This window comes from Micromonospora sp. BRA006-A (assembly GCF_033433935.1).
GTDB classification, from domain to species: Bacteria; Actinomycetota; Actinomycetes; order Mycobacteriales; family Micromonosporaceae; genus Micromonospora; species Micromonospora aurantiaca.
The window spans coordinates 5,500,780-5,520,036 of the sequence record NZ_JANCLW010000001.1 but is presented as its reverse complement, the minus strand read 5'-3'; the positions used below and the strand labels follow the sequence as shown (position 1 = coordinate 5,520,036).

Here is a 19,257-nt window from a genome sequence, read left to right as displayed (position 1 = left end):
GATGGACCGGCGTCCGGCGATCAAACCGGGACCCGACCTCCGGCAGGCTGACACCGGCCGGGACGACGACGACAGCTTCGATTCGGCGACCGACGGAGACGGTTTCAGCCGTCTCGACACAGGAGTGACCGGGATGACCGGTTCCAGCATCGACACCCTCTACGACCTGGGCCTGCCCGCGCAGGCACTGGCCGACGAGTCGGAGGACGCCGAGCTGGACGAGCCCGTTCCCAACGCGGAGCGGCTGGTCGCCCAGGCGGTCGCGCTGGCCGGCGACGACCACGACGCGGCCACACTGGTGGACCGCTTCTGGCGGTTCGCGCCGGACGAGGAGCTGATCGGCTTCACCGCCGAGGAGATGCTGGAGGCGGCCCGGGCCCACCGGGACCTGGCCCAGCAGCGGGTGCCGGGCGAGCTGAAGCTCCGTATCCACGAGCCGGACGCCGAGCAGCACCACACGGTCGTGGAGATCGTCACCGACGACATGCCGTTCCTCGTCGACTCGGTGACCGCCCTGCTGAACTCCCGCCACCTGGACGTGCACCTGCTGGTGCACCCGCTGGTCGTGGTGCGGCGCGAGCCGCTGGGCCGGCTCACCGAGGTGTCGGCGGACGTGGAACCGGACGACGCCATCGCCGGTGACCTGGTCGAGAGCTGGATGCGGATCGAGATCGACCCGGTCCGCGACCCGGCCGAGCGGGAGACGCTGCGGCGCGAGTTGCAGCGGGTGCTCACCGACGTGCGCGAGGCGGTCGAGGACTGGCCGAAGATGCGGCAGCGGGCCCTCGCGCTCGCCGACGAGCTGGCCGCCGCCCGGACGTCGGACAACCGCCCGCCGGTGCCGGAGAAGGACATCACCGACTCGGTGGAGCTGCTGCGCTGGCTGGCGCACGACCACTTCACGTTCCTCGGTTACCGGGAGTACCGCCTGGTCCACACCGACGGTGTGCGCGGCGGGCAGGCCCTGGAGGCGGTGCTCGGCACCGGGCTGGGCATCCTGCGCTCCGACTCGCCAGAGGCCCGGTCGCTGAACTCGATGACGCCCGAGGCGCACGAGAAGGTGCTGGAGAAGCGCCTGCTCATCATCACCAAGGCCAACTCGCGTGCCACTGTGCACCGCTCGGCGTACCTCGACTACATCGGCTTCAAGATCTTCAACGAGGCGGGCGAGGTGGTCGGGGAGCGACGCTTCCTGGGCCTGTTCTCCACCGCCGCGTACCGGACCAGCGTGCAGGAGCTGCCGGTGGTCCGGCGCAAGGTCGCCGAGGTGCTCGACCGCTCGGGCCTGAGCCTGCGCAGCCACTCCGGCAAGGACCTGCTGCAGATCCTGGAGACCTACCCGCGCGACGAGCTGTTCCAGATCAAGACCGACGACCTGTACCACGCGGTGATCGGCGTGCTGCGGATGGCGGGTCGCCGGCAACTGCGGGTGTTCCTGCGCCGCGACGCGTACGGGCGGTTCATCTCCTGCCTGATCTACCTGCCGCGGGACCGCTTCACCACCCAGAACCGGCTGCGCATGCAGGACATCCTGCTGCGCGAGCTGAACGGCGTCGGCGTCGACTACACCACCCGGGTGACCGAGTCGATGCTGGCCCGGGTGCACTTCATCGTGCGTACCGACCCGACCAATCCGCCCGGCGACATCGACGCCGACCTGCTCGCCGAGGAACTGGCCGACGCGACCCGGCTGTGGGACGACGACTACCGGCTGGTGCTGGAACGCAAGCTCGGTGACGAGCAGGCCAAGCACCTGTTCGCCAGGTACGCCGACGCGTTCCCGGAGGGCTACAAGGACGGGCACACGCCGTACGAGGCGATGAAGGACCTGGCGAAGCTGGAGCTGCTGGAGGAGCCCGGCCAGCTGGAGATGCACCTGTTCCGCAAGCAGGCGCCGCCGCGTCCGTACGCCGCCCGCGCCGCCGACGCCGACGAGACGATGGACGTGCGGTTCAAGGTCTACCGGTACGGCGAGCCGATGATGCTCTCCGCCGTGCTGCCGGTGCTGCACTCGCTCGGTGTGAAGGTGGTCGACGAGCACCCGTACGAGGTGGAGCGCGTCGACGGCCGGATCTGGCTCTACGACTTCGGTCTGGAGCTGCCCGAGCGGCACCAGGACCTGGCCGAGGTGCGTCCGCACGTGGAGAACGCCTTCGCCGCCGCCTGGCGGGGCGAGGCCGAGGTGGACGGCTTCAACGAGCTGGTGCTCCGGGCCGGGCTCACCTGGCGGCAGGTCGTCGTGCTGCGCGCGTACGCGAAGTACCTGCGTCAGGCCGGCACCGTGTTCTCCCAGGAGTACATGGAACAGACGTTCATCGCGTACCCGCAGATCGCCGAACTGCTGGTGAAGCTGTTCGAGACCCGGTTCGCCCCGGGCGCCACCACGCTCGACGAGCGGCGGCAGCGCAGCGGTGAGCTGGTCGACGCGATCGGTGAGGCGCTGGACGAGGTGGCCAGCCTCGACCAGGATCGCATCCTGCGGTCGTACCTGACGTTGATCCAGGCCACGCTGCGCACCAGCTTCTACCAGAAGCCGGTGGGCGGGCGGCCCAAGGCGTACGTGGCGTTCAAGCTGGACCCGCAGGCCATCCCGGACCTGCCGGCCCCGCGGCCCAAGTTCGAGATCTTCGTCTACTCGCCCCGGTTCGAGGGCGTGCACCTGCGCTACGGGCCGGTGGCCCGCGGCGGCCTGCGCTGGTCCGACCGGCGCGAGGACTTCCGGACCGAGGTGCTCGGCCTGGTCAAGGCGCAGATGGTGAAGAACGCGGTGATCGTGCCGGTCGGCGCCAAGGGCGGCTTCGTGCTCAAGCAGAAGCCGGGCGACCGGGACGAGGCGGTGATCTGCTACAAGGAGTTCATCTCCGCGCTGCTCGATGTCACCGACAACATCGTCAGCGGCGAGATCGTGCCGCCCGACGACGTGGTCCGGCACGACGGCGACGACCCGTACATGGTCGTGGCCGCCGACAAGGGCACCGCGACGTTCTCCGACATCGCCAACGAGATCTCCGAGGCGCACAACTTCTGGCTGGGCGACGCGTTCGCCTCCGGCGGCTCGGCCGGCTACGACCACAAGAAGATGGGCATCACCGCCCGGGGCGCCTGGGAGTCGGTCAAGCGGCACTTCCGGGAGCTGGGCCACGACACCCAGACGCAGGACTTCACAGTTGTCGGCGTCGGCGACATGTCCGGCGACGTGTTCGGCAACGGGATGCTGCTGTCGAAGCACATCCGGCTGGTGGCCGCGTTCGACCACAGGCACATCTTCCTGGACCCGGATCCGGACTCGGCCCGGTCCTTCCAGGAGCGCAAGCGGCTGTTCGACATGCCGCGTTCGTCGTGGGAGGACTACGACCGCGAGCTGATCTCCGCCGGCGGCGGCGTCTATTCGCGTACGGCGAAGTCGGTGCCGATCTCGCCGCAGGTCCGCGCGGTGCTCGGCCTCGACGAGGACGTCACGCAGCTCAGCCCGCAGGAGCTGATGAAGGCGATCCTCACCGCGCCGGTCGACCTGTTCTGGAACGGCGGCATCGGCACCTACGTGAAGGCGTCCAGCCAGACCAACGCCGAGGTGGGGGACAAGTCCAACGACGCCATCCGGGTGGACGGCAAGGGCCTGCGCTGCCGGGTGGTCGGCGAGGGCGGCAACCTGGGCTTCACCCAGCAGGGCCGGATCGAGTACGCCTCGACCGGCGGCCGCATCTACACCGACTTCATCGACAACGCGGCCGGTGTGGACTGCTCCGACCACGAGGTCAACATCAAGATCCTGCTCAACACGGCGGTGGCCGACGGTGAGCTGGACCGGCCGGAGCGCGACGAGCTGCTGGCCCAGATGACCGACGAGGTCGCCGAGCTGGTGCTGCGGGACAACTACGACCAGGCCCGGGCGCTGAACAACGCCCAGGCCCAGGCCGCCTCGCTGCTTCCGGTGCACCGGCGGATGATCAACGAGCTGGAGCGGTCCGGCGCACTGAACCGGGCGCTGGAGGCGTTGCCCTCGGACGAGGAGCTGGCGGTCCGCACCGAGAGCGGCCTGACCGCGCCGGAGTTCGCGGTGCTGCTCGCGTACGTCAAGATCGTGCTGGAGCGCGAGATCGTCGGCGAGGGCCTGGCGGACGAGGAGTGGACGACCGACGTCCTGGTCAACTACTTCCCGACGCCGCTGCGGCAGCGCTTCGCCGAGCGGATGGGCCGGCACCGCCTGCGCCGGGACATCGTCACCACGGTCCTGGTCAACGAGGCGATCAACCGGGGCGGCATCTCGTTCGTCTTCCGGGTGGTCGAGGAGACGGCGGCGTCCGCCGCCGACGTGCTCCGGGCGTACGTGGTGGTCCGCGAGGTGTTCGGCCTGCGTGACCTGTGGGACGCGGTCGAGGCGCTGGACAACAAGGTCTCGCCCGAGTTGCAGACGGCCGTCTACCTGGACACCCGGCGGCTGCTCGACCGCGCGGTGCGCTGGCTGGTCACCAACCGGCGCTCGCCGATCGACGTGCCGGCGGAGATCGCCCGGCTGCGCGACGGTGTGGCCCGGCTCCTGCCGGACCTGGAGAACCGGTTCTGGGGCACCGAGCGGGAGGCCATCGCGGCGCACATCGAGTCGCTGGTCGAGCGCGGGCTGCCGCGTGACCTGGCCGAGCAGGCGACCCGCCTGATGTACAGCTTCGGCCTGCTGGACATCGTCGAGACGGCGCAGGGCACCGGGCGGGACGTGAGCGAGGTGGCCTCGGTCTACTTCGTGCTCTCCGACCGGTTCCGGGTCGACGCGCTGCTGTCGAAGATCTCCCTGCTGCCCCGCGAGGACCGGTGGCAGACGCTGGCCCGGATGGCGCTGCGCTACGACCTGTACGCCGCGCTGGCCGCGCTCACCGCGGAGGTGCTCGGGTCCACGCCGGAGGACGTGCCGCCGGTGGAGCGGGTGCAGGAGTGGGAGCAGGCGAACGCCACCTCGATCCACCGGGCGCACCGGGCGATGGGGGAGTTCGACGAGTCCCGCGCCGACCTGTCCGCGCTGTCGGTGCTGCTGCGCCAGATCCGTACCCTCGTCCGGACCTCGGCGGCGGCCTGACCGCTCGACGCGAGTGGCCCGGTGGTCGGTTCCCCGACCACCGGGCCACTGCCGTTCCCGCCCTCAGCTCGTCATCGGGGCGTAGACGACGATGTTGTTCAGGTAGCTGCCGGCCGTCTTGTCGAACACCCCGCCGCAGGTCACCACGCGCAGGGCGGGGACGTCCGACGGGCCGTAGACCTGCGCGGCGGGAAAGGCGGTCTTCGGGTACGACGCGACCTCCCGCACCGTGAACGTGGCGGACGAGCCGTCCTGCCGGGCCACGACGATCGTGTCGCCCGCCACCAGCGCGCCGAGGTTGAAGAACACCGCCGGGCCGAGCTGGGCGGAGTCGACGTGACCAACTATCACCGCGTTGCCGGCCTCGCCCGGGCTGGCGCCGGGGGAGTACCAGCCGGCGTTCATGGCCTGGTCCAGCGGGGGCACCTGGACCGTGCCGTCCGGGTTCGTGCCGAGCGACATGATCGGCGCCTGCACCCCGATGCGGGGGATCGAGATGGTGACCGGCGCCGACCGGGGCAGCGGGGCCGGGTCGGCGCCCGTCGTGTTCGGTGTCTCGGGGACGGCTGCGGCGCCCGGGGTGGCGCCGGTCGGTGGACCCGGTGTCGCCGGGCCGCCCCCGGCGGCGTCCGCGGCCGGCCGGCCGGTGCCACCCGGTGCGGACGGGCCGGTGGTGCCCGGTGCCGGTTGGGCCTCGGCGCCCGGTGCGGGTCGGCTCTCGGCGTCCGGGTCGGCGTCGGCGCCGCCCGGATCGCTCTGCGGGCCGGTGGTGACCGGGGCCGCCTGGCCGAGCGGCTGCGGCGGTGACGGTGGCGGGACGGTCCGGACGGACGCGCCGATCAGACCGGCCCCGGCCATGGCGAGCAGGACGACGACGGCCGTGCCGGCGGCACGCCACGGACTTCCGTGGCGGCCGCCGGCCCGGGTCGTCGTCCGGTCAGACCAGGCCACCGGCCCGCCGCCGGCGCAGCAGCACCAGGCCGCCCAGCGCCGCGGCGCCGATCATGCCCGCGCCGCCGGTGGCGAGGGTACGGTCCACGCCGGTGGTCGTCATGCCACCGTCGCCGCCGTCGACCCCACCGCGCGGCAGGACCACCAGTTCGCCCTCACCGCAGGTGCCCCGCAGCTCGTACCGGCCCGGCCGGGCGTCGTGCGACACGGTGGCCTCGCCGTAGTAGACGAAGTCCTTCCCGTGCTCCCACTCGTCCTTGCCGTAGTCGCGCTCGGCGTCCTTGCCGTAGTCGCCCTTGTCCTCCTGCCAGGCGCCTCCGCTCGCCTGCCAGTCGTCCTTGCCGCCCTGCCAGTCGTCGTTACCGCCCTGCCAGTCGTCGTTACCGTCCTGCCAGGAGCCGTGCTCGTCCTTGCCGTCCTTGCCCTTGTCGTCCGGCCGGCCGCCACGGTCGTCCTTGCCGTGCTCGTCCTTGGCGTCCTTGCCGTGCCGGTCCTTGCCGTCGGGGCCGTGCTCGTCCTTGGTCCAGTCCGGCGCGCCCGGCTTCTCCTTCTCCCAGCCCGGCTCGGCGTCCTGGCCGTACTCGTCGTGCCCCTGCCAGTCGCCGGGGTCGACGGCCGCGCCGGCGCCCGCGCCACCCGGCTGCGGCTGCCCTTCCGGCTGGCCGGCCGGCGGCTGGGGCTGGTTCGCCGGAGGCTGCGGCATGCCGTCGCCGCCCGGGCCGTTCCCGCCGGGCCCGTCACCGCCCGGCCCGTTGCCGCCGGGGCCGTTCCCACCCGGGCCGTTGCCGCCGGGGCCGTTGCCGTCCGGGCCGTTGCCGTCCGGGCCGTGCCCGTCCCCGCCCGGCTCACCGCGGCCGTCCGGGCCCTTGCCGTGGTCGTCCTTGCCGTCCGGGCCCTTGTCGTCCCAGCCCCAGTCCTGGTCGCCGCCCCAGTCGCCGCCGCGGTCGGCCCAGTCGCCGTGCTCGCCGTCGCGGGCCGGGTGCAGGTCGACCTTGCCGGTGACCTTCGACCAGACGGTGGCGTGCTTCTGCGGCTCGGAGCAGATCGCGAGCAGCTCGACGGTGTCCCCCGCCTTCACCACGTGGGGCTTGGCGATGACCTTGCCCTCGTCGTGCCCGCCCGCGTAGGCCATTCCCGGGGTGAACGCGAGAAGGCCGGCTCCGCCGAGGGCGGCGCCCGCGACCACCTTCCCGAGCATCTTCTTAGCCATGACCAGCGTCTCCATCCCTGTTCGTCCTGAGCCCGACGTCAGTCGAGCTAAGGCCGACGTTAGACCTTTTCGCGACTTATTCGGGGAAAGATTCGCTTTTAGGGATTTGCCGGTGATGCGGCCTCGGCGCGTGCTGCCCGACCGGTAGCGCCGATCGGGCTCTCCGCGGCGGTACCGCGACGCCGGTCCCACTCGTGCTGTTGGCGCCCCTCCGCGCGGTCCCCGTGCCGAGTGGAACGTCATGGGTGTCTCCGGGCCGTTATGACACCCATGACGTTCCACCCGAGCCGAAGGGCGCCGGTGGGCGGCGGGGAGTGGAGTGTGGTGGCGCCGGGCGGCGGTACGGTGGGGCGAGCCGCATCGAGCCATTGCCATGGAAGCGCTCCCATGCAAGAATCGCTGCACGCGGTTCGGGGAGCCACACCGCGAGCTCAGACGTCGAGGGCAGCCGGCACCACCGGCCGACGTCCGGCTCCATCGGCCGGTCCTGCGGACCGGCCGGCACCACCACCCCCACAACGCCCGTCCGGGTCGGGCGTCCCCCGAAAGTAACCCGTGGCGCGCACGGTCGTTCCCGCAGGACGACCGCAGCCGCCATTGCGCCGGGCCGTACGCGGATCCGGTCTCGCCCAAGGAGATCATTGGCATGAATCTGTGGAGAAGGCTGTCCGGCCGGAACCGGACGCTTGCGCTCACCGGCGCCGGCGTCCTGGTAGCCGGTGGACTGGTGACCCTCCCGGTCACCGCGGCGCAGGCCGCCACGCAGTGCAGCGTGACCTACACGACCAGCGACTGGCCCGGTGGATTCACCGGCACCGTGACCATCAAGAACATCGGTGACGCGCTCAGCTCGTGGAACCTCGGCTTCACCTTCCCGAACAGCTCGCAGCGGGTGGTGAACGGCTGGTCCGCGCGGTGGTCCCAGAGCGGCCAGAACGTCACCGCGCAGAACGAGTCGTACAACGGGTCGCTCGCCAGCGGCGCCAGCACCACCATCGGCTTCAACGGCTCCTGGAGCGGCAGCAACCCCAAGCCGACCCAGTTCACGCTCAACGGCACTGTGTGCAACGGCGGCACGCCGACCACCAGCACCCCGCCGACGAGCACCCCGCCGACGAGCACGCCGCCGACCAGCACGCCCCCCACGAGCACCCCGCCGACGTCGACCCCGCCGACGACGACCCCGCCGCCCGGGCAGCGGGTCGACAACCCGTACGCCGGCGTGAAGGGGTACGTGAACCCCGAGTGGAAGGCCAAGGCCGAGTCGGTGTCCGGCGGCAACCGGGTGTCGAACAACCCGACCGCCGTCTGGATCGACCGGATCGCCGCCATCAACGGCACGCCGGACAGCAGCTCCAACGGGGCGATGGGCGTCCGTGACCACCTGGACGCCGCGCTCGCCCAGGGTGCCGGTTACATCCAGTTCGTCATCTACAACCTGCCGGGCCGCGACTGTGCGGCGCTCGCCTCCAACGGTGAGCTGGGCCCGGACGAGCTGCCCAAGTACAAGGCCGAGTACATCGACCCGATCGCCGCGATCCAGGGCGACGCGAAGTACCGGAACCTGCGCATCGTCAACATCATCGAGATCGACTCGCTGCCCAACCTGGTGACCAACACCTCGGGCAACCCGGGCGGGACCGTCATGTGTGACACCGTGAAGGCCAACGGCGCGTACGTGAACGGTGTCGGCTACGCCCTGGCGAAGCTGGGCGCGATCGGCAACGTCTACAACTACATCGACGCCGCCCACCACGGCTGGATCGGCTGGGACAGCAACTTCGGCCCGGTCGCCGACCAGCTCAAGGCCGCCGCCGTGGCGTCCGGCAGCACCGTCGCCAACGTGCAGGGCTTCATCGTCAACACGGCGAACTACTCCGCCCTGAAGGAGCCGTACGTCAAGGTCACCGACTCGGTGAACGGCCAGACGGTCCGGCAGTCCAAGTGGATCGACTGGAACCAGTACGTCGACGAGCTGTCGTTCGCCCAGGCGTTCCGGCAGAAGCTGGTCTCGGTCGGCTTCGACAGCAACATCGGCATGCTGATCGACACCTCCCGTAACGGTTGGGGCGGCACCGCCCGGCCCACCGGCCCGGGCCCGATGACCAGCGTGGACGCCTACGTCAACGGCGGCCGGGTCGACCGGCGCATTCACGCCGGCAACTGGTGCAACCAGGCCGGTGCGGGTCTCGGCGAGCGGCCGCGGGCCAACCCGGAGACCGGGATCGACGCCTACGTCTGGGTGAAGCCCCCGGGCGAGTCGGACGGCTCCAGCAAGGAGATCCCGAACAACGAGGGCAAGGGCTTCGACCGGATGTGCGACCCGACGTACACCGGCAACGCCCGCAACGGCAACAGCATGTCCGGCGCCCTGCCGGACGCGCCGATCTCCGGCGCCTGGTTCCCGGCCCAGTTCCAGCAGCTCATGCAGAACGCCTACCCGCCGCTCTCCTGAGCCGCGGTACGGGCCACCCGCGGCGGCGGGAGTGAGGCACCGCCGCGCGGGTTCCCCGGGCCCCTGGTCGACGCCCACGTCGGCCAGGGGCCCTCGGCCGTGCCGAAGGTCAGGGCACGGTGCGCTCGATCGCCGCCCGGCCCAGCTCGGCCAGGTCGCGGCGGGCCCGTTCCAGGTTCTCCGGGGTCACGTCCTGGCCCCGGGCCTGCACCAGGTCCTCCGGATCCCAGGGCTGCTCGGCGCCGGTGCGGATGTCGTCCGGTGCGGCACCGGTGCCGGTGCCTGTCGCGCCGGTACCGGCCGCGTACGGGTCACCGATGAGGTTCGGCGACCCGGTGTCGGGCACCGCCCCGTCGGGCTCGGCGAAGACGGGGTTGTCCGGGTCGGTGCCGCCGCTGCGCAACTGGGGCACCGTGCTGTCGTCGTCCACCGCCGCGGCCACCTCGGGGGTCTCCTCCAGCGGCCGCTCGCCACCGCGGTCACGATCGGTCATGCTGCTGCCCTCCTGTCCCTTCCGCCTGATCCCCGTGGCGTACCCGGTGCGGGCCGTGCCATGCGGGCGGCGGGGGTCAGGACTCGTCGCGGTGCGGCTTCGGCGTCTCGGTCGGGCGCAGCCGCAGCCACAGCAGCATCAGCAGGCCGAACACCAGCATCGCCGCGCCGGCCCACAGGTTGATCCGGACGCCCTGCGCCTTGTCGATCTCGGCGGACGTGTCGAACAGCCCCATCAGCCCGACGATCAGCCCGTACACCACGAACAGGCCACCGATGACCCGGCGGATGTCGAAGAGCCGGGCCGCGGCGGAGCGTTCCTCCCGGACGTCCTCGGTCTCGTCGACCAGCGGGTCGTGCGCCTCGCCGCCCTGGTAGTGGCGGTCCGCGTCGTCTGCCATGGCGTGCGTCCTCTCCTCAGAAGACCGGGATGTAGAACAGGGCGGCGAGGATCACGGCGACGACGCCGAGCAGCACCGGGGAGCGGTACCAGGCGGCGTCGCCGGCCAGCGTGTCGTCGGCGAGCGTGGTGTCGCTGAGGCCGTACACCAGCCCGGTCAGCTGGTCGTCGGTCTTCGGCCGGGTCAGCGGGGTGACGATCGCGGCCACCACCGCGACGGTGGCGAAGGCCAGGCCCGCGCCCCAGAAGCTCTCCTCCAGGTCCGAGTTGAAGCTGATCACGCCGCCCTTGTAGAGCAGGTACGTGGCGGTGGCGACGACGGTGCCGGACAGCAGCGACCAGAACCCGGCCAGCGGCGTCATCCGCCGCCAGAACATGCCGATGATGAACGTGCCGAACAGCGGCGCGTTGAACACCGAGAACAGCGCCTGGATGTAGTTCATGATGTTGCTGAACCCGGCCGCGATGAACGCGGTGCCGATGCCGATCACCACGGCGCCGACGGTGGCGAGCCGGCCCACCTTCACGTAGTGCTCGTCCGGCATGTCGCGCCGGAAGTACGCCTGCCAGATGTCGTACGTGAAGACGGTGTTGAAGCCGCTGACGTTCGCCGCCATGCCGGCCATGAACGAGGCCACCAGGCCGGTGACCGCGATTCCGAGCACGCCGTTGGGCAGCAGGTCGCGCATGAGCAGCGGGATCGCGTTGTTGTAGACCAGGTCGCCCTCGTCGGCGCCCAGCCCCTTGACGGTGACCAGGGCGATCAGGCCGGGGATCACGGTGACCGCCGGGATCAGCAGCTTCGGGTACGCGGCGATGATCGGCGTACGCCGGGCGGCGCTCATGTTCCGCGCGGACAGGGCGCGCTGCACCTCGGCGAAGTTCGTGGTCCAGTAGCCGAAGGAGAGCACGAAGCCCAGGCCGAAGACGATGCCCAGCCAGTGCGCGCCGAGCGGGTTGTCGGTGCTGCCGGTGCCCTCCCAGGCGTGCAGCCCGGCCTCGCCGAGCCTGGAGTCACGGACCGCGTCCATCAGGCCGCTCACGCCGCCGACCTTGACCAGCCCGATCACCGTGATCGGCACCAGACCGGCGATGATCACGAAGAACTGGAGCACCTCGTTGTAGATGGCGCCGGAGAGCCCGCCGACGGTGATGTACGCCAGCACGATCACCGCACCGACGATGATCGCGAACCAGAGCGGCCAGCCGAGCAGCGCCTGCATGATCAGGGCCAGCGCGTAGAGGTTCACGCCCGCGATGAGCACCTGCGCGACCGCGAAGCTGATCGCGTTGAGCAGGTGGGTGGGGCGGTTGAAGCGCAGCCGCAGATACTCGGGGACGCTGCGGACCTTGGAACCGTAGTAGAACGGCATCATCACGATGCCGAGGAAGACCATCGCCGGTACGGCGCCGATCCAGTAGTAGTGCACGGTCATGATGCCGTACTGGGCGCCGTTGGCGGCCATTCCGATGATCTCCAGCGCGCCCAGGTTCGCCGAGACGAACGCCAGGCCGGTGACCCAGGCGGGCAGTGAGCGGCCGGAGAGGAAGAAGTCCACGCTGGTGCGGATCGCGCGCCGGGCGGCGAAACCGACGCCGAGCACCGTGACGAAGTAGAGCGCCAGGATCAGATAGTCCAGGGCGTTCATGTTCAATCGCAGGCCGCCACCGCCCATGACCGTGCTCCCCTCGTGTGCACCGCTGACCGCACGTACCCCGATTGCGAAGTTTCATACCTGCTGTTCGGTCCGGGCGTGCGGAAGCCCCGGCCGGGTCACCGGCCGGGGCTTCGTGGCGGTTTCTCAGCGGCCCAGTACGCGGTCCAGGAAGTCGCGGTAGCCGCGCACGGCGACCCGGAGCTGCTCGGTGTCCGTGGAGCCGGACTCCTGCCAGGCGCCGAGCCGGGTGCGCTGCTCGCGCAGGGCCGTGGAGAGTGCCTCGATCGCCTCCTCGACCAGCGACTCGGCCTCGCCGACCGCGGCGCGCGGGTCGTCCACGAAGCGCAGCTGCACGTCGCGCCAGCGGTCCCGGAAGCCCTGGGCGGCCTCCGGCGCGAACAGCGTCGCCGCGTCGGCGGGTACCGCGCCGGGCGTGGTCCGCTCGCCGCCGGCCAGGCCCGCGCCGGCGGCTGCCGCGCCCGCCGCGGCGGTGGCGGTGTCGGTGTCCACCCGGTCGTGCCGCCGGTCGGCGTCGTCGGTGGCGGGGACCGGCTCGGCGTCCGGGTCGACCAGGCCGGGCTCGGCGCTGCCGTACCCGACCGCGCCGTCGGCGACCGCGTCGTCCCGGCGGACGCCGTCGACCCGCGCCACGTCGTCGCCGGTGCGGTCGTCCCGGCCGTCGCCGTCCACGTCACGGTCGGTGGTGCCGGAGTGCTCGGCGTCCCAGCGGTCCCGGTCGTGCAGGCGGTCCCCGGCGGTCGGGTCGGCCCGCTCGTCGTCCAGCGGGTCGGTGCGTCCCGGCGCGCCGTCGCCCGGCGCCGCCGTGTCCTCGCCGCGCGCGTCGCGTTCGTCCTGCGGACGGCCGCCGGCCAGGGCCGAGGCGGCTACCGCGTCGCCCACCGTGGCCGCGCCGAACGCCGTCGGCAGCGGCGCCGGCTCGGCGTACGGGGCGCGCCCGTCGTCATCGGTCCGGTCGGCCGCGTCGCGCAGCTCCCCGGCGTCGTCGGCGCGGGTCTCGTCGACCTCGGCGTCGCGCCGCCCGTCGGTGACCGCCGGGTCGTCGAAGGTGCCGCGGTCGTCCAGCGCGTCCTCGGGCACGTCGGCCCGGTCGGCGTCGCGGCGGTCGGTGTCGGCGTGCTCGCCCGGCTGCGGCACCGGCACGGGTGCGGACCGGACGGCCTCGGGGTGGTCCTGCGTGACCTGCTGTTCATCCTGGCGCATGGCGGCGGCCTCCTCAGCGGCTCGGGACGTCGTGGTCGTGGTCGGGGTGGCGCTGCTCCGGCTGCTGCGTGGACGTGGGCACCGGCTCCTCGCCGAGCAGGTCGGCGAAGAGGGCCCGGTAGTGCACGAGCGCCTGCCGGAGGCCCTCGGTGCCGGCCTCACCGCGCTCGTTGCGCTGCCGGATCTCGTGGGCGTCGCGGTAGTGGGTGAGCGTGCGGGCGTGCTCGACGGAGAGGTGGGCGATCTGGTCCGAGAAGTCCCCGGTGGGGTATCCGCGCTCCGCGATCAGACGGCTGACCAGCTCGTCGGCCTCGCCGACGGTCTCCGCGGGGGAATCGACGAAGCGCACCTGGAGTTCCTCCCAGGCGGCGGCGTAGCGGGCCCGGGACTCCGGGCTCAGCGGGGTCAGCTCCAGCTCGGCGTGCCGGCGTTCGCGTTCCCGCAGCTCGCGCTCGGCGGCGCTGCGGCTGTCCTGCTCGGCGACGACCCGGTCGTACTCGGGGCCGAAGCGCTCGCGCAGCGCCCGGCGGCGGCTGGCGACCACGGCGACCGCGACGAGCGCGGCGATGACGGCGACGACGATGACTATGACGACTACCTGGGTGGACGACATGGCTCCTCCTTCGCACGCTGGTATTCCCTCGTGCGGGTGATCGCCAATCCCGTTGTACGGCACTTTCCGCCCCGCTTCTGGAAAAGGCGCGGTGTCGCGACCGCCGTCCGGTGCCGGACGGGTGTCCGACTGCGCCCGCCGTGCCCGTCTCGGACCGTAGTGAGAGCCGAGACGGCCGGTAGTGCATCCGCCCCGGATTACGTATCCTGCCCAAGGCGTCCGGGCCGGGGCCCGGCGTCGTGGCCGGCGAACGTGACGGCCGCTGCCGGCGCCACCGAGCGACACCTTCCCGGGCGAGGTCTGATTGAACACCCGTGACTGGCCGATCCGCGCCAAGCTGACCGCGCTGGTCATCGGCCCGGTGACCGGGCTGCTGGCGTTGTGGATCTTCGCCACCACGCTCACCTTCGGGCCCGCGCTCGACCTGCTCTCCGCGCGTACCCTCCTCTACGACCTGGGCCGTCCCGGCGAGGCCGTGGTGGCCGAGCTGCAACGCGAGCGGCGGCTGTCGGTGGTCCAGCTCGCCGGCGACCGCGCCCTCCCCGAGCTGACCGAGCAGCGGGTACGCACCGACGACGCGATCGTCGAGCTGCGCCGCAAGGTCGACGGCGGTGACCTGCGCGACGTCGCCGACGCCCAGCTCGACAACCGGCTCGACCAACTCGTCTCGGCGCTCGACGCGCTGCCCGCCGGGCGCGCGTTCATCGACGACCGCAAGGTGGACCGGGCCGGCGCCGTCGGCCTCTACAGCGGGATGATCGGCTCGGCGTTCCAGGCGTTCGGCGCGATGGCCGCGCTGCCCGACGCGCAGCTCAACCGGGAGGCCACGGCGCTGACCGCGCTGGGCCGATCCCGGGAGCTGCTCGGGCAGGCGGACGCGCTGCTGGCCGGTGCCGTCACCGCCGGGCGGTACGCCGACGGCGAGCACGAGCAACTGGTACGCACAGTGGAGAACCAGCGTTTCCTGGCCGAGATGGCGGTCGCCGACCTGCCGGCCGGGGAGCGGACCGCGTACCAGCGGATGACCGAGGGCGCCGCGTTCCTCAAGCTGCGCGCGCTCCAGGACGGCCTGATCCGCTCGTCCGCGCTGCCCGCCCGGTTCGACATGCGGGGGTGGGAGACCGGCCACGCCGAGGTGTGGCAGAGCCTGCGCGACTTCGAGCTGCGCGGCGCGGACGCCCTCGCCGAGCGGTCGGTGCCGATGGCCACCCGGATCCTCGTCCAGCTCGCCGCCGCCGGTGTGCTGGGCCTGGTCGCGATCGTGGTGTGCGTACTGGTGGCGCTGCGGGTCGGCCGATCGCTGGCGCAGCGGCTGACCGGCGTACGCGCCGCCGCGACCGAGGTGGCCGAACGTCGGCTGCCCGACGTGGTCGCGCGGCTGCGCCGGGGCGAGGAGGTCGACGTGGCCCGGGAGGCGCCCGAGCTGGACCACGGCGGCGACGAGATCGGCCAGGTGGCGCGCGCCTTCAACGAGGTACGCCGGACCGCGGTCCGGGCCGCCGTCGACGAGGTGACGCTGCGGCGGGGTTTCAACGAGGTGATCCTCAACCTGGCCCGCCGCAGCCAGGGGCTGGTGCACCGGCAGCTGGCGCTGCTGGACCGGCTGGAACGGCGTACCGAGGATCCGGACGAGCTGGCCGGGCTGTTCCAGGTCGACCACCTGGCGACGCGGCTGCGGCGGCACGCCGAGGACCTGGTCATCCTCGCCGGGGCCGCGCCCGGGCGGGGCTGGCGCCGCCCGGTCGCCGCTGTCGACGTGATGCGCGGCGCGATCTCCGAGGTCGAGGCGTACGACCGGGTCGACGTGGGCGAGGTGGCGCCGGCCGGGGTGCTGGGCCGGGCCGTCGGCGACGTGATCCACCTGCTCGCCGAGCTGATCGAGAACGCGACCACGTTCTCCCCGCCCGGCACCCGGGTGGACGTCACCGGCCGCAGCGTTCCGGGCGGCTACACCATCGAGATCCTCGACCGGGGGCTGGGCATGTCCGCGCCGGCCCTGGCCGAGGCCAACCGCAAGCTGGCCGAGCCACCGGAGTTCGACCCGGCCGGCAGCGCCCGGCTGGGGCTGTTCGTGGTGGCGCGACTGGCCGCCCGGCACGGTGTCCGGGTGGAGCTGCGGCCGTCGCGCCCGGCCGGAATCGTGGCCGCGGTGTTCGTACCGTCGGAACTGGTCACCGACGAGCCGCCGGTGGGCGCGGACGTCTCCGCCGGGCCGGAACGGCGGCGCCTGGCCAAGGTGACCCGGCTGGCCACTGTGCCCCGGCCGGGGCGGCCGGTCCGGCCGGGCCGGGACCGGTCGGAGAGCACCGTGGTCCCGCTGCAGTCGGCGCGGGCCTCGACGGTGGAGCCACCCGCCGACGACGACGGGCTGCCCCGCCGGATCCGGCGTCGCGGCGCGACCGCCCGTCCCCGCGCGGCCGTCGCCGACACCCCGGCCCACCGCACTCCGGAGGAGGCCCGCCGGGCCATGTCGGCGTTGCAGGCCGGCACCGCGCGCGGACGCCGGGACGGCGTGCGCGCCGCCGGGACCGATCCGGCCACCGCCGTCACCGAAACGCGCGACACCGGTACGCCGTCCACCACCGCGGGGCCGGCCGTTCCGCCCGCCCCGCCGGCGCCGGACAAACGAACCGCGACTGAGAGGGACGCCTAGTGGTGCACACGACGCGGCAGAACGCCGATCTCGACTGGCTGCTCGACGACCTGGTGGAGCGCGTTCCCGCCGCCCGCCAGGCGGTGGTGCTCTCGGCGGACGGGCTCCTGCTCGGCGCCTCCACCGACCAGGACCGCACCGACGCGGAACACCTGTGCGCGCTGGCGTCCGGCTTCTCCGGGCTGGCCAAGGGCGCGACCCGGCACCTGGGCGGCGGCGCGGTCCGTCAGACCGTGGTGGAGATGGAGTCGGCCTACCTGTTCGTGACCGCCGCCGGGCAGGGCGCCTGCCTCGCGGTGGCCAGCGACGCCGACGCCGACATCGGCCTGGTGGCGTACGAGATGGCGATGCTCGTCATCCGGGTCGGGGAGAACCTGGCCGCGCCGAGCCGGGTGGCGGGGGAGCGGACCGATGCGCGCTGAGTCGCCGGGGCCGCAGCACGAGTGGCTGGACGCCGACGCGGGGCCGGTGGTGCGCCCGTACACGCTCACCGGCGGCCGGGTGCGCCCGCCTGTCGACGGCTTCGACCTGCTGGCGTTCGTGCTCGCCGCCCCCGGCGCGGACCCGGCCGGCACGCCCGGTCTCCAGCCGGAGCACCGCCGCCTGATCGAGCTGGCCCGGCGGCCGAAGGCCGTGGCCGACCTCGCCGCCGACCTGGACCTCGCCGTGGGCGTGGTCCGGGTGCTGCTCGGCGACCTCCTCGCCCATGGGCTCGTCGCGGTGCACCGGCCACCGGCCACCGCGTACCTGCCCGACGACAACATCCTCAAGGCGGTGGTCAGTGGACTCCGTGCGCTATGACCGGGAGCCGGGGGCGCCACGAGTGCCGCTGGCTTTGAAGATCCTCATCGCCGGCGGCTTCGGCGCCGGAAAGACGACGCTGGTCAGCGCGTTGAGTGAGGTCCGGCCGTTGCAGACCGAGGAGGTCCTGACCGGGGCCGGGCTCGGCACCGACGACGTCTCCGGGGTCGAGCAGAAGTCGACCACGACGGTGGCGATGGACTTCGGCCGGATCACCATCAACGACGACCTCCAGGTCTACCTGTTCGGCACGCCGGGCCAGGACCGGTTCTGGTTCCTCTGGGACGAGCTGGCGTTCGGCGCGCTCGGCGCGGTGGTGCTCGCCGACACCCGGCGGCTGGCCGACTGCTTCCCCTCGATCGACTACTTCGAGCAGCGGGGCATCCCGTTCGTGGTGGGCGTCAACTGCTTCGAGGGTTCCCGCCGGTTCGGCCTGGAGGCGGTCCGTGACGCGCTGGACCTGGACCCGGACGTCCCGCTGGTGCTCTGCGACGCCCGGGACCGGCAGTCCGGCAAGCTGGTGCTGATCTCGCTCGTCGAGCACGTGGCGCGGCAGCGCGGCGAGCCGGTGCCGGTGGGGTGAGCACGCCGTACCCGATCCGTCGGGCCGCGTGGGACTGACCGGGCGCGCCACCGGGAACCCTCTGGTTGGATCGCAGGCAGGACCGACGAGAGGTGGGTACGGTGACCGGGCAGGACGAGATCGTCCACATCGGCGGCTACACGGCGGAGACGGGCGGGCGGGCCGAGGGCGTCGTGGCGGCCCGGCGGGACCGGGCGACCGGGGAACTGACCCCGCTGGGCGTCGTGGCGGTCACCCCGTCGCCGTCGTTCCTGGTGCGGCATCCGGCGCTGCCGGTGCTGTACGCGTGCAACGAGCTGCCCGACGGGCAGGTGAGCGCGTTCCGGGTGGCCTCGGACGGTGACCTCGCGCCGCTGGGCGTCCGCGAGACCGGCGGCGCGGAGCCGTGCCACCTGTCCGTCGCTCCGGACGGGCGGCACCTGTTCGTGGCGAACTACGGCGGCGGCAGCGTGGCGGTGTTCGGCCTGGACGCCGACGGCGTGCCGGGGGAGCGCGCCGACCTGGTCCGGCACTCCGGCCAAGGCGCCGACCCGCAGCGGCAGGAGCACGCGCACTGCCACATGGTCTCGCCCGACCCGGCCGGCAGCGGGCTGCTCGCCGTCGACCTGGGCACCGACTCGGTCTACCGGTACGACGTCGACGCCGCCACCGGCCGGCTGGCCGAGCGGGAGCCGAGGCTGCGGACGGCGCCCGGAACCGGTCCCCGGCACCTGGCCCGGCACCCGGACGGGCGGCGCCTCTGGCTGGTCGGCGAGCTGGACGCCACCGTCACCGCGTACGAGCTGACGCCGGACGGGCCACGGCAGCGGACGCGCGTGGACGCCAGCGGCCGGACCGGGCACGTCCAGCCCTCCGAGGTGGCTGTCGGGCCGGGCGGGCGGTTCCTCTACGTGGGCAACCGCGGCGTGGGCACGATCGCCGTCTTCGCTCTCGACGGCCCGGCGCCGGAGCTGGTGGCCGAGGTCGACACCGGCGGCGAGTGGCCGCGGCACTTCGCGTTCGCCGGGGAGCACCTGTACGTGGCCGACGAGCGGGCCGACATGATCAGGATCTTCCGGGTCGATCCGGACGGCGGGGTGCCGGAGCCGGTGGGGGAGCCGGTGCCGATGGCGAGCCCGACGTGCGTCCGACCGTGACCGAATGGTCACCAAG

The 19,257-nt window shown here is 72.7% G+C and carries 14 protein-coding genes; 7 read left to right on the top strand and 7 right to left on the bottom strand.

Features of this window, described 5'->3' with window-relative positions; all coding sequences use genetic code 11:
* Position 1 precedes the first annotated feature (1 nt).
* Positions 2-5,068, top strand: a complete 5,067-nt coding sequence (locus NMK34_RS25115; RefSeq protein ID WP_318335457.1) for an NAD-glutamate dehydrogenase — start codon at positions 2-4, stop codon at positions 5,066-5,068.
* Positions 5,069-5,131: 63 nt separating this feature from the next.
* Here the strand turns inward: NMK34_RS25115 and NMK34_RS25110 are convergent, their stop codons facing one another.
* Both NMK34_RS25110 and NMK34_RS25105 read right to left on the bottom strand, forming a co-directional pair.
* Positions 5,132-5,926 (bottom strand): class F sortase, encoded by a 795-nt coding sequence (locus NMK34_RS25110; RefSeq protein ID WP_412098967.1) that lies wholly within the window; start codon positions 5,924-5,926, stop codon positions 5,132-5,134.
* A gap of 79 nt (positions 5,927-6,005) precedes the next feature.
* On the bottom strand, positions 6,006-7,244 hold the full coding sequence (locus NMK34_RS25105; protein ID WP_318335455.1) for a hypothetical protein: 1,239 nt from the start codon (positions 7,242-7,244) through the stop codon (positions 6,006-6,008).
* Positions 7,245-7,875: 631 nt separating this feature from the next.
* On the opposite strand from NMK34_RS25105, the gene NMK34_RS25100 reads away from it, so the two are divergent.
* A complete protein-coding gene (locus tag NMK34_RS25100; protein WP_318335454.1) occupies positions 7,876-9,684 on the top strand; it encodes a glycoside hydrolase family 6 protein in 1,809 nt (602 codons plus the stop codon).
* 109 nt (positions 9,685-9,793) lie between these two features.
* Here the strand turns inward: NMK34_RS25100 and NMK34_RS25095 are convergent, their stop codons facing one another.
* The 5 genes from NMK34_RS25095 to NMK34_RS25075 all read right to left on the bottom strand — a co-directional run bounded on the left by NMK34_RS25095 (position 9,794) and on the right by NMK34_RS25075 (position 14,068).
* Complete coding sequence (locus tag NMK34_RS25095) at positions 9,794-10,177, bottom strand: hypothetical protein (protein ID WP_123110071.1); 384 nt, start codon at positions 10,175-10,177, stop codon at positions 9,794-9,796.
* Positions 10,178-10,253: 76 nt separating this feature from the next.
* Positions 10,254-10,577: a hypothetical protein gene (locus NMK34_RS25090; RefSeq protein WP_318335453.1), complete on the bottom strand. Its 324-nt coding sequence runs from the start codon at positions 10,575-10,577 to the stop codon at positions 10,254-10,256.
* A 16-nt stretch (positions 10,578-10,593) separates the two neighbouring features.
* Complete coding sequence (locus NMK34_RS25085; RefSeq protein ID WP_184975087.1) at positions 10,594-12,252, bottom strand: sodium:solute symporter family protein; 1,659 nt, start codon at positions 12,250-12,252, stop codon at positions 10,594-10,596.
* Positions 12,253-12,378: 126 nt separating this feature from the next.
* On the bottom strand, positions 12,379-13,455 hold the full coding sequence (locus NMK34_RS25080; RefSeq protein WP_318335452.1) for a hypothetical protein: 1,077 nt from the start codon (positions 13,453-13,455) through the stop codon (positions 12,379-12,381).
* Positions 13,456-13,468: 13 nt separating this feature from the next.
* Positions 13,469-14,068 (bottom strand): hypothetical protein, encoded by a 600-nt coding sequence (locus NMK34_RS25075; RefSeq protein WP_318335451.1) that lies wholly within the window; start codon positions 14,066-14,068, stop codon positions 13,469-13,471.
* A 304-nt stretch (positions 14,069-14,372) separates the two neighbouring features.
* On the opposite strand from NMK34_RS25075, the gene NMK34_RS25070 reads away from it, so the two are divergent.
* From NMK34_RS25070 to NMK34_RS25050, 5 genes are all read left to right on the top strand, one after another.
* Positions 14,373-16,721: a nitrate- and nitrite sensing domain-containing protein gene (locus tag NMK34_RS25070; RefSeq protein WP_318335450.1), complete on the top strand. Its 2,349-nt coding sequence runs from the start codon at positions 14,373-14,375 to the stop codon at positions 16,719-16,721.
* Positions 16,721-17,143, top strand: coding sequence for a roadblock/LC7 domain-containing protein (locus NMK34_RS25065; protein WP_013288181.1), 423 nt, complete (start codon positions 16,721-16,723; stop codon positions 17,141-17,143). The genes NMK34_RS25070 and NMK34_RS25065 overlap by 1 nt, the downstream gene beginning before the upstream one ends.
* A complete protein-coding gene (locus NMK34_RS25060; RefSeq protein ID WP_091422853.1) occupies positions 17,133-17,522 on the top strand; it encodes a DUF742 domain-containing protein in 390 nt (129 codons plus the stop codon). Before NMK34_RS25065 ends, NMK34_RS25060 begins: the two co-directional genes overlap by 11 nt.
* Entirely contained in the window at positions 17,503-18,105 is a 603-nt protein-coding gene (locus tag NMK34_RS25055; protein WP_013288179.1) for a GTP-binding protein, read from the top strand. Before NMK34_RS25060 ends, NMK34_RS25055 begins: the two co-directional genes overlap by 20 nt.
* A gap of 101 nt (positions 18,106-18,206) precedes the next feature.
* Complete coding sequence (locus NMK34_RS25050) at positions 18,207-19,241, top strand: lactonase family protein (RefSeq protein ID WP_318335449.1); 1,035 nt, start codon at positions 18,207-18,209, stop codon at positions 19,239-19,241.
* Positions 19,242-19,257 lie beyond the last annotated feature (16 nt).

Bases quoted from the DNA above. Each gene is read 5' to 3' on its own strand.
- NMK34_RS25115 (WP_318335457.1), top strand. From the start codon at position 2: ATGGACCGGCGTCCGGCGATCAAACCGGGACCCGACCTCCGGCAGGCT.
- NMK34_RS25110 (WP_412098967.1), bottom strand. From the start codon at position 5,926: ATGGCCGGGGCCGGTCTGATCGGCGCGTCCGTCCGGACCGTCCCGCCA.
- NMK34_RS25105 (WP_318335455.1), bottom strand. From the start codon at position 7,244: ATGGAGACGCTGGTCATGGCTAAGAAGATGCTCGGGAAGGTGGTCGCG.
- NMK34_RS25100 (WP_318335454.1), top strand. From the start codon at position 7,876: ATGAATCTGTGGAGAAGGCTGTCCGGCCGGAACCGGACGCTTGCGCTC.
- NMK34_RS25095 (WP_123110071.1), bottom strand. From the start codon at position 10,177: ATGACCGATCGTGACCGCGGTGGCGAGCGGCCGCTGGAGGAGACCCCC.
- NMK34_RS25090 (WP_318335453.1), bottom strand. From the start codon at position 10,577: ATGGCAGACGACGCGGACCGCCACTACCAGGGCGGCGAGGCGCACGAC.
- NMK34_RS25085 (WP_184975087.1), bottom strand. From the start codon at position 12,252: ATGGGCGGTGGCGGCCTGCGATTGAACATGAACGCCCTGGACTATCTG.
- NMK34_RS25080 (WP_318335452.1), bottom strand. From the start codon at position 13,455: ATGCGCCAGGATGAACAGCAGGTCACGCAGGACCACCCCGAGGCCGTC.
- NMK34_RS25075 (WP_318335451.1), bottom strand. From the start codon at position 14,068: ATGTCGTCCACCCAGGTAGTCGTCATAGTCATCGTCGTCGCCGTCATC.
- NMK34_RS25060 (WP_091422853.1), top strand. From the start codon at position 17,133: ATGCGCGCTGAGTCGCCGGGGCCGCAGCACGAGTGGCTGGACGCCGAC.